This window comes from Actinomadura miaoliensis (assembly GCF_039536785.1).
GTDB classification, from domain to species: Bacteria; Actinomycetota; Actinomycetes; order Streptosporangiales; family Streptosporangiaceae; genus Spirillospora; species Spirillospora miaoliensis.
In genome coordinates this window covers 87088-100503 of sequence record NZ_BAAAZG010000045.1, presented here as the reverse complement: position 1 = coordinate 100503, position 13416 = coordinate 87088, and the positions used below count along the sequence as shown (strand labels likewise).

General features: G+C 71.2%; 9 protein-coding genes and 1 tRNA gene. 3 read left to right on the top strand and 7 right to left on the bottom strand.

What is annotated here, in order from left to right:
- Positions 1–369 precede the first annotated feature (369 nt).
- Positions 370–843, top strand: a complete 474-nt coding sequence (locus tag ABD811_RS29065) for a nuclear transport factor 2 family protein (protein WP_344954130.1) — start codon at positions 370–372, stop codon at positions 841–843.
- A gap of 478 nt (positions 844–1321) precedes the next feature.
- On the opposite strand, the gene ABD811_RS29060 is transcribed toward ABD811_RS29065, so the two are convergent.
- From ABD811_RS29060 to ABD811_RS29050, 3 genes are all read right to left on the bottom strand, one after another.
- Positions 1322–4411 carry a M14 family metallopeptidase gene (locus ABD811_RS29060; RefSeq protein ID WP_344954128.1) on the bottom strand — a complete coding sequence of 1030 codons (3090 nt, stop codon included), beginning with the start codon at positions 4409–4411 and terminating at the stop codon, positions 1322–1324.
- A gap of 543 nt (positions 4412–4954) precedes the next feature.
- Positions 4955–5031, bottom strand: a tRNA-Met gene (locus ABD811_RS29055).
- Between the two features lie 207 nt (positions 5032–5238).
- Positions 5239–6072, bottom strand: a complete 834-nt coding sequence (locus tag ABD811_RS29050) for a sigma-70 family RNA polymerase sigma factor (RefSeq protein WP_344954126.1) — start codon at positions 6070–6072, stop codon at positions 5239–5241.
- A 68-nt stretch (positions 6073–6140) separates the two neighbouring features.
- On the opposite strand from ABD811_RS29050, the gene ABD811_RS29045 reads away from it, so the two are divergent.
- Positions 6141–6851, top strand: a complete 711-nt coding sequence (locus ABD811_RS29045) for an SDR family oxidoreductase (RefSeq protein WP_344954124.1) — start codon at positions 6141–6143, stop codon at positions 6849–6851.
- Between the two features lie 116 nt (positions 6852–6967).
- Here the strand turns inward: ABD811_RS29045 and ABD811_RS29040 are convergent, their stop codons facing one another.
- From ABD811_RS29040 to ABD811_RS29030, 3 genes are all read right to left on the bottom strand, one after another.
- Positions 6968–8014 carry a YlbL family protein gene (locus ABD811_RS29040; protein ID WP_344954122.1) on the bottom strand — a complete coding sequence of 349 codons (1047 nt, stop codon included), beginning with the start codon at positions 8012–8014 and terminating at the stop codon, positions 6968–6970.
- 120 nt (positions 8015–8134) lie between these two features.
- Positions 8135–8560 (bottom strand): molybdenum cofactor biosynthesis protein MoaE, encoded by a 426-nt coding sequence (locus ABD811_RS29035; protein WP_344954120.1) that lies wholly within the window; start codon positions 8558–8560, stop codon positions 8135–8137.
- 82 nt (positions 8561–8642) lie between these two features.
- Positions 8643–9173 carry a PPA1309 family protein gene (locus ABD811_RS29030; protein ID WP_344954118.1) on the bottom strand — a complete coding sequence of 177 codons (531 nt, stop codon included), beginning with the start codon at positions 9171–9173 and terminating at the stop codon, positions 8643–8645.
- Positions 9174–9373: 200 nt separating this feature from the next.
- On the opposite strand from ABD811_RS29030, the gene ABD811_RS29025 reads away from it, so the two are divergent.
- Positions 9374–12292 (top strand): UPF0182 family membrane protein, encoded by a 2919-nt coding sequence (locus ABD811_RS29025; protein ID WP_344954116.1) that lies wholly within the window; start codon positions 9374–9376, stop codon positions 12290–12292.
- A gap of 79 nt (positions 12293–12371) precedes the next feature.
- Here ABD811_RS29025 and ABD811_RS29020 read toward each other — a convergent pair whose 3' ends face one another.
- Positions 12372–13403: an NAD-dependent epimerase/dehydratase family protein gene (locus tag ABD811_RS29020; protein ID WP_344954114.1), complete on the bottom strand. Its 1032-nt coding sequence runs from the start codon at positions 13401–13403 to the stop codon at positions 12372–12374.
- Positions 13404–13416: the final 13 nt, after the last annotated feature.

Sequence of the window (13416 nt, the reverse complement as noted above, 5' to 3'; positions counted from 1 at the left end):
CTTCCCCCCACCGCCCGCCCTACGCGGACACCCCGACACTCCACCCGCGCGGCCCGGCGACCTCCGGTGCTGCGCACCTTCCTGATCACTGAAGCGACCACGACCGGTAACTGCCTCCCCGTTGCCTGCAGTGACGGCGAGCCGCCTCCACACCCCGGGTACATCACCAAAGGACGCTCTCATTGATGACACTTGGACCGCGTGTCCCCGAGCCCCAGGGCCGACCAGTGCGTTACAGCCGCGCCTGAGACGGCCGTTGGCACGCCACGCCTCCTCCAGCGGGCACCAGCGTGACCACTCCGTGTTTTATTTCGAGCTTTCGCGTCTTCTCGCTCTACTTGCCTCCGGCAGCCCCGAAGGAGGCATGGAATGACCGATCTCAACCGCAGGACGATGCTCGGGCTCACCGGCGCGGCCACGATGACGTTCCCGGCCACGACGCTTCTGCCGTCTCGCGCGACACGGCGGATCGCCGACCGTGCCATGGACTGGTTCGACCACGGCTGGCGCACCGGCCAGTGGGAGCCGTTCCTGGCGATGCTGACCCCGCGCTTCTCGTTCTGGTTTCCTGAGGGACAGTGGCGAGGCCGTCATGAGGGCGAGCGCGGCCGTCGCGCCGTGGAGGAATGGACACGGTTCCACGCCTCGAACGGGAACCGGGTCATCGGCGAGCGCCGCTCGACCACCCAGATGGGCGACAGAGTCCTCTACGAGTACGACTCCCGCGGCGGTTCCGCGTCGACGGAGGGCTACCTCAACTGGGAGGTCATCATCGTGCGAGTAAGCGGTGACCGAATCAGCGCCCTCCACGAGTACTGGGGCAACGTCCCCCCAACCACCTAGAACCGCCGCCCCAACACTGCCATTCACTCTGCCGCAAGGGGTACCGCCACCTCGACCACGCTGGTGAGAGACGAGCAGGGCCCGGCACAAAACCGGCCCCTGCGATCAACTCGTCGAATTTTTTGCATGGGCGCCAACGCCACGGGGACTGGTGGTCGTCAGCGACCAGGCGGGGACCTGGCAGGGCCAGAGGTCGCCTGGCGGTCGCCGCCCTGCGGGGAGCCACCGGTGAGAACGCGGACGAGGGACCGCCGCCGCTGACCTGCGTTCTGACTTGATCGCTCTTCGTCCGTCCGGTGGGCGACGGCGTGGGCTCCAGCTTCCGCCGCGTGGAGGGGGCGTGGCGTGCCGACGCCGGCCGAAACGGATCTGGATGACGGTGCCGCGACGCTCAGAGATGTGGCCGGAAGACAACAGGGCGTGGGACGTGAAGCGGCCCGTCCGGGGGGTCGGACGGGCCGCGTTCACATCGGGAGGGTCACAGGAGGTGTCTCATCGCCCGCTTGACGAAGTCGTTGCGGGCCGTGGTGGACAGTCCTTCGAGGCCGAAGCCCAGGTAGACGGTGTCCTTGGTGACGAGCCCGGCGCCTTCCTCGAAGGCGCGCTGGCTGCGCGTCCAGTCGTTGGCGGCCGGGGCCGAGCCCTCGGGCGGGCCGGCGACGGTCCAGCCGCCGAGGTCGGTCTCGAAGGACGTCTCGGCGAGCGTCTCCGAACCAGAAGTGATCTTGGCGTCGTCCAGGAACACGCCCAGGCCCTGGGTGCCCCAGTCGCTGACGTAGGAGATCGACAGCTCGACCTTCTTGCCGGCGTACGCCGCCAGGTCGATCGACCATTCCTGGTAGCCGTTGGACTTGCCGCCGGCCGCGTGCCAGGTGCCGGTGGTGCCCTTGGGCGAGCAGTCCTGGCCCTGGTAGTGGTTCAGCTGCGGGTGGAGCGCCCGCCATCCCGAGGCGCAGCTCTCGCCCGTGGACTGCTGGGTGTGGCCGTTGGCGTCGGGAAGGGTCGTCCAGTCGTCCTGGCCTTCCGTGCGCGCCTCGACGAACAGGAAGTCCCAGTCGGCTTCGGTCTCGTACGAGGTCTGGAAGGTCAGCCTGCCGTCGCTCTTGCCGGTCAGGTCGACCGTGCGGGTGAGCCGCTTGTACGACACGTCGGCCTGGCCGCTGTAGGCGTACCAGCTGCCGGTCCGCGGGTCGTACGGGGCGCCGCCCGGCCGGTCCCACTTGATCGGCGCCTCGGCGGCGAACTGCGGGAACTTGTCCTTCGGCAGGAAGCTGGACGTGCTCAGGAACGAGGCGGTGTGGTCCTGGTTGTTCGCCGAGTCACCGCCGTTCAGCGGGGCCTGGAATCCGTTGAACGAGCCGCCCGCGCCCTTGACCGGGTACGGCTTGCCGTCCTGGCCGGTGCCGCCGTCGCTCACGTAGCTGTAGGCGCCCAGGTAGTACTGCAGGAAGTCGTTGAACAGCGGCAGGCACGGCGGGTCGGAGGGCTGGGCGCACTCCGGCTGCCCCGGGGCGTCCGGCTCGTAGTAGTACGAGCCGTCGGCGCCCTGGGCGAACCCGGCGTACTTGCCGGTGAGCAGAAGCTTGCCGCCCTCGTTGAGGTAGTCGCGGACGCTCAGCTCCAGGTCGAAGGCGAGCTTGGCCGCCGTACCGGCCGGCTGGCCGGACGCGCGCGGGATGACGTCGTCGCCGGTCTCCCAGACGACGGCCTTGTAGTGGCTCAGCACGCCGAGGTGGTGCGGTGCCTTACGGCCGTTCTTGTCCACGTCGTACACGTCGGGCCTGTGGCCGGCGGCCTTCAGGGCGTTGGTGTACGCGGCGGCGTACTTGGCCTCCGTGGCGCCCTGGGCGGGGCTGGCGCCGGTGACGTCCTCGGCGGCGAGCACCAGGACGTCGCCGCCGATGTCCTTGGCGACCGTGTAGGTGAACTTCTGGCTGGAGACCTTCGTGCGCTGCTTGCGGGCCTCGAACCAGACCTCGACCTTGTCTCCGGGCTTGGTGCCGCGGACCGTGCCGCGGTACTCGCCGTAGTAGAGCCGTCCCTCGCCGCCGTACCGCTCGCCGCCCTTCCACTCGCGGACGGAGCCGGACTGGGTGCGGCCGCCGTTGACGCGGTAGCGCAGCGCGAGGCCCTTCAGCGAGCGGCGGGCGGTGACCGCCACCGGCTGGGTCCTGCCGTGCGACACCTCGAAGGCGTCGGCGACCAGGTCCGGGGTGGTGACGCCGGTCACGGAGACGGGCCGGTCAGGGGTGTGCGCCGACCTGGCCGTGGCGAGCGCCAGCGGGAGGTTCTTGGTGAACTCCTGCTGGATCAGCTTCTCGTCGTCCGGGAAGTGGAAGACGCTGGCGCAGTCCTCCGGCTTCCACTGGTCGTCGGGGTCGGCGGCGCTGGCGGTCTGGCAGGTGGCCATCTCCGGTGTGAAGGTCAGCGTCCCGTGCCGCTCGGTCATGTGGCCGTCGGTGTCGCCGTTGGTGATGTATAGCTCGGCGGCCAGGTCCGGGTCGTAGCCGGGCACGGCGGGCTTGTCGTCGTCGCCGAGCAGCGCCCGGAAGATGTGGTCGTCCGGGCTGGGCGTCTGCTGCTGCCAGCCGACGCCGTACAGCAGCAGTTCCGCCGCCGAGTGGTAGTTGATCAGGTACTTGGGGCGGAGCCGCTTGACGAAGGCGTCCTGCACCTTGGTCTCCGGCTCCGACCCCGGCGCGGCGCCGCGGTAGGTCTGGCTGTCGGGTGACGGCGAGGACCCCTCGTTGTCGTAGCCCCACTTGTGCGGGAAGTTGCGGTTGATGTCGACGCCGTCCGCCGTGGTGAGCTTGCCGTCCCCGTCGTTGTCGCGCGCGTTCTTGCGCCACATCCGGTTGTCGGGGTCGAACGTGAGGTCGTAGCCGTCGACGTTGACGACCGGGATGAACCACAGGTCCGTGGTGTCGACGAGCTTGGTGATCTCCGCGTTCTTCCCGTAGTTGTCCAGGAAGTAGTGGAGCTGGCGGCGCACGGTCTCGGCGGTGATCCACTCCCGGGCGTGCTGGGTCGCCTGGTAGACCACGGCCGGACGCGGGCCGCGCGTGGGGTACGTGCGGGCGCCCTTCGTCACCCGGACGGCGGTGATCGGCTTGCCCTTCAGCGACGTGCCGATGTCGACGGCCTTGGCGATGCCGGGGTGGGCGGCGGCTGCCTTGACGATCTCCTCGCGGAGGTTGCCGGCCCCGGAGTAGGGCCGGTACACCTTGCCCTCCGCGGCGAGCGTCCGGGCCCGCTGGCTCGCGGTCTGGCCCTTGACCGTCTTGACCCGGAGGGGGACGCCCTTCGCCCGCAGCGCCTCGCCCTGCGCCCGGCTCATGCTGACCTCGATCGGGATCTTGCCGCCCGACGGCCTGCCGTGCGCGATGTCCTCGTGGTCGAGCCCGAGGGCCTTCAGCTGCTTGAGCTGACCCGCGGTGAGCTCGCCGGCGAAGACCTCGATCTTGTCCTGGTCGCGCGTCCGGCCCGGTGCGGCGGCCGCCGGTGTGGCGACCAGCAGTCCCGCTCCAAGGGCCAGCGCGGCTACCGCAGAGATGGTTCTGCGCCTCACTGCGCCTCCAGAAAGGTGGGGGTTCTCGAGGAGCCCCCGCTCGGGCGGGACGCGCGCGGCTCTCCCCGAGCAGCGAGGCGATCGTCATATGAGGCTTATGAGGAGGTCAATGCGGATCTTGAGCTTTGTTTACATCTGCCAGATAAGGCCGAAGAGATCCATGCAGCCACATCTGGCCAACCCCTGGAGATCCCCCCACCCATCACCTCCCACCGCCCCAGGCACCCTCCAGAGGCCACCGCCCAGCGAAAGCGAGCAAGCGGGAGACTTAAAGCCAAACGCAAAGCGAGCGGAGGCCCCGCGCCACACAAACCGGGGAACAAGATCCCGAGCCACGAGCGAAGCGGGCAGGCCACAACCGCACGCGAAAGCAAGCGCAAAGCCCCGAGCCGAAGGCGAACCTGCGAACCGAATGCGGAGCGGGCAGAACGCTAGGAGCCGTGAGCGAAGCGGGTGGCGGGGGTTCCAGGGCGGTCGTCCTCTGTGAGAAAGCAAAGAGGCCCTGGGAAGCGAACCGAAGGTTCGTCTCCCAGGGCCTCTGCCTGGTAGCGGGGGCAGGATTTGAACCTGCGACCTCTGGGTTATGAGCCCAGCGAGCTACCGAACTGCTCCACCCCGCGGCGACGTGTTAACTCTAGGGCATCCAGGAAGATCGGCCAAATCGGCCGACGCGAGTCGCGGCGCGGCGTCATGCGGACGGCGCGAGATGCCCGTCGTGCCGCCTGCCGCGACCTGCGCGCCGTCCTGCGCGTCGACGTCCGCCTCGACGGACCCCATGGACGCGGGTGATCAAGGCTCCGGGGTGGGGCGAGCCGGGTGTACGTGGGTCAGGGCTGGGCGTTGGCGGTGACCGTGGGGAGGCGGTCGGGGTCGGCCAGCACGTCGATGGCGACGATGCGGTCGCCGGAGACGGTGAAGGCCATCACCGATATCGGCCGGTCGTCCGGCTGGACGACGACGCCCGGCAGGCCGTTGACCAGCACCGGGCGGACGTGGGGCGCCAGGGAGCCGAACGTGACCGCCTGCGACGCGACGGTGTGCGCGCCCTGGAGCAGCTGGGTGAGGCCGGGGCGGGCCGTGCCGCCGTCGGAGCGCAGCACCACGTCCGGGTCGAGCAGGGTGAGCAACGCCTCGAAGTCGCCCTCGCGGGTGGCGGTGAAGAACGCGTCGACCGCCTTGCGCTGGACGGCCGGATCGGGGTCGGGGACGGGGGCGTGCCCCTGCACACGGCGGCGGGCCCGGCTGGCGAGCTGACGCGTCGCCGCGGGGCTCTTGTCGATCACCGGGGCGATCTCGTCGAACGGGACGGCGAACATGTCGTGCAGCACGAACGCCAGCCGCTCGGCCGGAGCCAGCGTGTCGAGCACCACCAGCAGCGCGAGCCCGACCGAGTCGACCAGCTCCGCCTCGTCCTCGGGGGTGGTCGTGACGATCGGGTCGGGGATGTGGATCTCCGGCGTCTCCCTGCGGTCGCGCAGCATGTTCAGGCACACCCGGCCGATCACCGTGGTGAGCCACGCGCCGAGGTTCTCCACGTCGCGGGTGTCGGTGCGGTCGAAGCGCAGCCAGGTCTCCTGGACCGCGTCGTCGGCCTCGGCCAGCGACCCGAGCATCCTGTAGGCGACCGCCCGCAGCCTGGGCCGATGCTCGTCGAAGTCCACGCTGTCACATTCCTTCCGCCTGCCGGGTCGTCCAGGTGAAACAACCTATCCGGCAGGGAGAAGAGACCATGATTCTGGTGACCGGTGGCACGGGCAGGCTCGGGCGGATCGTCGTTCCCCTCCTACGTGAGCACGGCGAGGTGCGCACCCTCGGACGCGGCAGCGGCGACATCCGGTGCGACCTGACCAAGGAGGAACCCGCGCTGGACGGCGTCGAGGTCGTCGTGCACCTGGCCGGTGGCGGCAAGGGCGACGACGTGGCGGCCCGGAACCTGGCGCGGGCAGCCGGGAAGGCGAACGTCCGTCACCTGGTGCACATCTCCGTCATCGGGGCCGACCGGGTGCCGCTCGCGTGGATGCGCGCACAGGCCGCCGCCGAGCAGGCGATCATCGACTCCGGCGTGCCGTACACGATCCTGCGCGCCGCCCAGTTCCACTACCTCGCCTGGGATCTGGCGCGCACCCTGGCCAAGTCGCCCGTCGTCCCGGTCCCCGGCATGCGCTGGCAGCCCGTGGACGCCCAGGATGTCGCCGAACGCCTGGTGGAGCTGACCCTCGGCGCACCCGCGGGCCGCGTGCCCGACCTCGCGGGGCCCAAGGTGTACGGGATCGCCGACCTCGTCCGCGACTACCTGCGCGCCACGGGGAAGCACCGTCTGCTGCTGCCCGTCCCGCTTCCGGGCAAGGCCGGTCGCGCCTACCGCGACGGCGACAACCTGTCACTGGACGCCGACACCGGCAAGCGCACCTGGGAGGAGTTCGTGGCGGACCAGCGTTGACGAACCGGGCGGCGGGTCCCCGCCGCCGCTCACCAACATGGACGGCGATCCGGCCCTGGCTCACGGTCCCCGACCCCGACGTGCCGTAGCGCGTACGGGGCGGGGGCCTGGGCGGGTCAGCCGCAGGTGGGGACCTGCCCCTTGCCGGTGTTGATGGCGTTGAGGGCCTGGATGGCGCCGTTCAGCGTGTCGGCGCGGACGAGGCGCAGGCCGTCGGGACGGGCCTTGGCGGCGTCGGGGCAGTTGTCGGCGGGGGTGAGGAAGACGGTGGCGCCGGCGCGGCGGGCGGCGATCATCTTCTGCTGGATGCCGCCGATGGGGCCGACCTGCCCCTCCGCGGTGATGGTGCCGGTGCCCGCGATGAACTTGCCGCCGGTGAGCGAGCCCGGGGTGAGCTTGTCCACGATGGCGAGGGAGAACATCAGGCCCGCGCTGGGCCCGCCGACGTCGCCGACGCTGATGTCGACCTTGAACGGGAACTTGTACTGGTCGGACAGCACGATGCCGACCACGGGACGGCCGTCGTCGCTGGCGGCGGTCGTCAGCGTGACCCGCTGCTCGGCGCCCGAGCGGCGGACCGTCACGGTGACCTGGTCGCCGACCTTCCGCTTGCCCATCAGCTCGGTGGCGGCGCCGACGCGCTCGACCCGGGTGCCGTCGACGGCGACCAGCTCGTCGCCGGGGCGCAGCCGGCCGTCGGCGGGACGGCCCTTCTGCACCGCGTCGACGACGACGCGGGTGGAGATCGGGATCTTCAGCTCGCGCAGCGCGGCGGCCTGGGCGGTCTCCTGCGAGTCGCGCATCTGCCGGGTGTTCTCCTCGTCCACCTGCTTCTGCGACTCCTTCCGCGGGAAGATCGTCTCCTCGGGGACGATCGCCACGTCGCCGTCCAGCCAGCCGCGCAGGGCGGTGAACAGGTCGAGACGGGAGCCGGGGCCGCCGCGGTAGGTGACGGTGGTGAAGTTCAGGTGCCCGGCGTCGGGATACACCTGACGGCCCTCGATCTTGATCAGCTCCTCGCCCTTGTCGTTCTCGCCGAGGGTGTTGCTGGTGGGGCCGGGCATCAGCGCGACGTACGGCACCGGCATCAGCGAGCCGACCAGCGCCAGCACCAGGACCAGCACGCTGGCGACGGCGAGGGTGACCGCGCGGCGAGACGACATGTGCGGCTCCTAGGCTCCTAGGTCAAGCGGCCGCCGGAGGGGCGGTCAGGTGGTCGGTGGGGCGTGGTCCGGGAGACGGCGCCGGGGCCGCGGGCACCGGCGCGGGGCTCCGCCGCCCTGTCAGCAGGCCCCGACCCATTCGTCGCCGCCGTCGGCGAACGTCTGGTGCTTCCAGATCGGCACCTGGGCCTTGAGGTCGTCGATGAGCCTGCGGCAGGCGTCGAACGCCTCGCCGCGGTGCGCACAGGACGCGGCCACCACCACGGCCAGGTCGCCGATCTCCAGGTCGCCGACCCGGTGCACGGCGGCCAGCGCCTTCACCGGGAAGTCGGCGGCGACCTTCTCCATCACGGCGCGCAGTTCGCGTTCCACGGTGGGGTGGGCGCTGTACGACAGGCGGCTGACCGCGCGGGCGTGATCGTGGTCGCGGACGGTGCCGACGAACACGGCCGTCCCGCCCGCCGCCGGGTCGCCGACGGCGTCGAACACCTCGTCGACCGACAGGGGGGCGTCGCGGACCGCGACCAGCCTGATGACGTCGCTCACGCTCCGCAGGTTACCGTCCGCGGGACACGCCCGGTTCGCCTGGAGTGCACGCCCCGCCCCCGCGCGGGGCGCTCGCCGCGGCTCAGGCCGAGCCGGGCTCGTCGGGTTCGAACGTGGCGGCCAGGGCGTCGGCGAGGCCGGGGACCAGGTCGGGGCCGACCAGGACCTCGTCGTCGGTGTCGTGGCGGCGCAGCCGCAGCGCCGAGTGGCGGGTGCCGTCGCGCAGGACGCCGACCACCATGCGCACGTCCTCGCGGCCGGGGTGCTCGGCGGCCCAGGCGGCGGCCTCGGTCTCGTCCTCGGGGATGTCCTGCTCGGCCTCGGGCGGCAGCACCATCCGTTCGATCACCAGGGCGCAGCCCTCGACCGCGTCCGGCCAGGCGATGGCGGCCAGCGACTCCTCGACCGTGTCGCGGTCGGGCAGCCGGTCCTGTTCCAGGGCGGCCAGGGTCTCCACGTCGGGCGCCAGGCCGAGCTGGTCGGCCAGGTCGGGCTCGGCGCGGCGCAGCTCGGAGCTGCGCACCAGCGCGTACAGCTTCGGCGGGGCGTCCCATCCCTCCTGCGCCGAGTGACGTTCCAGGTCCAGGACGACTTCTTCGAGAAGACTGCTCACGGGTCCATCTTCGCGCGAGCGCGGGGTGCTCGCGTCCACGACGAACACCGCTCACGCCCCGCGACCACGCGGGCACGAGACGCGTTTTCCCGGACGTACCTCGCGTACACGTGCGGGAACCCGCGGCCGACTCGATAAGTTGCATAGACAGCACCGGCAGGCCGCCGGTGGGGACGACACCTTGAACGGAGGGGCCGCCCTTGACGTTCCGGACACCCGGGTTCGGGCGACGGCTCGGCACGGGCCGGACCCGGCTGGTGCTGCCGGTCCTGGTGACGCTGGCCGTGCTGCTGGTCGCGTACCTGATCTTCACGTCGGTCTACACCGACCTGCTGTGGTACCGCTCGATCCACTTCTCGAAGGTCTACACCACCCAGCTGTGGGCCAGGGTCCTGCTGTTCGTGGGCTCGGGCCTGCTGGTGGCGCTGGTGGTGGGCGCCAACATGGTGATCGCCTACCGGCTGCGCCCGCCGTACCGGCCGCTGTCGGTGGAGCAGCAGGGCCTGGAGCGCTACCGCACGGTGGTGGACCCGCGGCGGCGGCTGATCACCGGTGGGCTGCTGGGGCTGCTGGGTCTGCTGGCGGGGTCGTCGGTGGCCGGGCAGTGGCCGGTGGTGCTGGCGTTCCTCAACCGCACGCCGTTCGGCGTGGAGGACCCCCAGTTCCACCGCGACGTGTCGTTCTACGTCTTCACCTATCCGTTCGTGCGGCTGGTGCTGGGCGTGGTGTTCGCCACCGTGATCCTGTCGTTCCTGGCGGCGGTGGCCGTCCACTACCTGTACGGGGGGCTGCGGCTGCAGGGGCCGGGCGACAAGGCCAGCCCGCCCGCGCGCGCCCACCTGTCGGTGCTGGTCGGCCTGTTCGTCCTGCTGAAGGCGGTGGCGTACTGGTTCGACCGGTACGGCCTGGTGCACTCCGAGCGGGGGGTGACGACCGGCGCGTCGTACACCGACGTCAACGCGCTGCTGCCGGCCAAGACGATCCTGGCGGTGATCGCGCTGATCTGCGCGGCGATGTTCGTGGGGAACATCGTGCGGCGCGGGATGATGCTGCCGGGCGTGGGCTTCACGCTGCTGGTGCTGTCGGCGATCCTGGTCGGCGGGGTGTACCCGCTGCTGATCCAGCAGTTCCAGGTGCGGCCGGACGAGCTGGCCAAGGAGCGCCAGTACATCCAGCGCAACATCGAGTTCACGCGCAAGGCGTACGGCGTCGACACGGCGCAGGTCGTGCCGTACGGCGGGCAGCCCGAGAGCGACGCGGGCAAGCTGCGCCAGGCAAAGGACGATCTGCAGGGCGTGCGACTGCTCGACCCTGCTGTGGTCGGCCCGACGTTCCAGCAGTTGCAGCGGGTCCGGCCGTTCTACCGGTTCCCCGACACGCTTGACGTCGACCGCTACAAGATCGGTGACCGGACGGTGGCGGCGGTGGTGGCGCTGCGCGAGCTGTCCAGCGCACCGGCGGGCCAGCGCAGCTGGGTGAACGACCGGATGGTCTACACCCACGGCTACGGGTTCGTGTCGGCCTACGGCGACCGGTTCGCGCAGGGCGGTGCGCCGGACTTCGTCACCACGGACATGCCGGTCAACCCCAACTCGCAGATCAAGGTGAACCGGCCGGAGATCTACTTCGGCGAGTACTCGCCCCTGTACTCGGTGGTGGGCGGCCGCGGCCAGCAGGAGCTGAACTACCCCGACAACAGCCAGGACGGGCAGGCCAGCACCACCTACGCGGGCCGCGGCGGGGTGCCGATCGACTCGTTCTTCCACAAGCTGCTGTACGCGACCAAGTTCCAGGAGAAGAACCTGCTGCTGTCCGGGGGGATCAAGGACAACGCCAAGATCCTCTACAACCGGACCCCGCGGGAGATGGTGCAGCGCGCCGCGCCGTGGCTGACGCTGGACGGCGACCCGTACCCGGCGGTGGTGAACGGCCGCATCACCTGGATCCTGGACGGCTACACCACGTCCAACAACTACCCGTACTCCGAGCGCATGAGCCTGGGCGACGCCACCCGCGACACCATCACCGACACCCGGTCGGCGGTGGCGCGGCAGGCCAACGACCGGGTCAACTACATGCGCAACTCCATCAAGGCGACGGTGGACGCCTACGACGGCTCGGTGACCCTGTACCAGTGGGACACCAATGACCCGGTCGCCAAGACCTGGATGAAGGTCTTCAAGGGGACGGTGAAGCCGCGCAGCAGCATCCCGGCGGAGCTGGAGAGCCATTTCCGCTACCCGCAGGACCTGTTCAAGGTGCAGCGGCAGGTGCTGGCCAAGTACCACGTCAACGACCCGGCGGCGTTCTACAACGCCGAGGGCTTCTGGGAGGTGCCGGAGGACCCGTCCGCCAAGGGACGCCGCCAGCCGCCGTACTACCAGAGCCTGCGGATGCCGGGCGGCACCACCGAGGAGTTCGCGCTGACGACGGTGTTCAACCCGCGCCGCAACCCGAACCTGGCGGCGTTCATGTCGGTGAACTCCGAGCCCGGCCCCAACTACGGCAAGATCACAATCCTGCAGACGCCGCGCACGCCGCCGACGCAGGGCCCCGGTCAGGTGCAGAACTCGTTCGAGACCGACCAGTCGGTCAAGGAGACGCTGAACCGGCTGCGGCTGGGCAACACCCGCACCGTCGCGGGCAACCTGCTGACGATTCCGTTCGCGGGTGGCCTGCTGTACGTCGAGCCGATGTACGCCATGGCCGCGGGTGGCGAGGAACAGCAGCCGTATCCGCTGCTCGGACAGGTGCTGGTGCGCTTCGGCGACCGGATCGCCTCGGCCAACACGCTGCCGGAGGCGCTGGACAAGCTGTTCGGCGACAGCACCGCCCCCGCCTCGCCGCCGTCCGGCCAGGGCGGCGACGACAAGCAGCAGGGCAACGTGCAGCTCAGCGCCGAGGCCCAGCGGGCCATCAGCGAGCTGCAGGACGCCGTCGCCGACTTCGACAAGGCGCAGCGCGCCGGCGACTTCGCCGGGATGGGCGAGGCCTACAAGCGGATCCAGGCCGCGCAGCGGACGCTGTCGGAGCAGTCCTCCGCCGGTGCCCGCCCGTCGGCGTCGCCGTCGCCGTCCGGGAGCCCGTCCCCGTCGGCCTCTCCGTCGGCCGGAGGCTGATCCGCGCCGGTCCACGCGAGCAAGGGCCCGGGTGCCCGCCCCTGGGGGCGGCCCCGGGCCTCGTGTTTCACAGGGGCGCTCAGCGGCGGCGGCGCCGGGCGCGGCGGATGGCGGCCGCGGCGCCGATCGCGGCGACGGTGGCGCCCGCAGCGGTGGCCATGGTGGCCTCCCGGCCGCCCACACGGCGGCCGACGACGGCGTGCCGTCCGGCGGTCTCGTCCAGCAGGACGCGCAGCGCCGTGGCGTTGTCGTAGACGGGTTTCCAGCCCGCGGCCCGCAGCCGGGCGCAGTCGACGACCCAGGGGTAGGCGACGTAGTGCAGGTCGGTGGCGGGCGCCGGGGTCATGCCGAGGCGGTGCAGCCGCTGCGCCATGCCGAAGGTGACGGCGGCGGGCAGCTCGAAGCGCCGCTTGCCGGTGATCTCCTGGACCTCCTCGGGGCCCAGCCAGCCGTCGCAGCCGACCGCCAGCGGCCCGTCCAGGTCCTCGACGACGACCAGCTCCAGCGCGGCGGCCAGGTCCTCGATGTGGCAGAACTGCCAGCCGGGCGCGCAGCCCTTGACCGACAGCAGCCGGGGCGCCTCGAAGTGCCGGGTGATGACGGTGTCGACGCCCGGGCCGACCAGGGCGGCGGGCCGCACCACCGTGACGCGCAGCCCGGGGTGGCTGACGGCGGCGGTCCCGGCCAGCTCCTCCATCTCCAGGTAGTCGCCGGCGACGCTGGTGTTGGCCTCGGCGGTCAGCGGGGCGTCCTCGGGCAGCGGCACCGGGTTGTCGGGCGACGCCCCGTACACCATGGCGCTGGTGACCAGGACCACGCGGCGCACGCGGGCGGCCGCGGCGGCGGTCACCACGGTCTGCGCGCCTCGGACGTTGTGGGTGCGGCGCTCTCGCGGGTCCATGTCGGGGGACGCCTCGACGTCCAGGTGGACGAGCACGTCCACGTCCGACAGCCGGTGCGACAGCAGCGGGTCGCGGACGTCCACGACGCGCCAGGTGGCGCCCTGGACGTCGCCGCGGTGCCCGTCCACCGCCACCACCTTGCGGACCTCGGCGCGCTCGACCAGGCGGGCGGCCAGCAGCCGCCCCGTCCCGGCGGCCGCCCCCGTCACGGCGACGACCGGG

Coding starts and splice junctions, on each gene's coding strand:
- ABD811_RS29065 (WP_344954130.1), top strand. CDS start 370: ATGACCGATCTCAACCGCAGGACGATGCTCGGGCTCACCGGCGCGGCC.
- ABD811_RS29045 (WP_344954124.1), top strand. CDS start 6,141: ATGATTCTGGTGACCGGTGGCACGGGCAGGCTCGGGCGGATCGTCGTT.
- ABD811_RS29040 (WP_344954122.1), bottom strand. CDS start 8,014: ATGTCGTCTCGCCGCGCGGTCACCCTCGCCGTCGCCAGCGTGCTGGTC.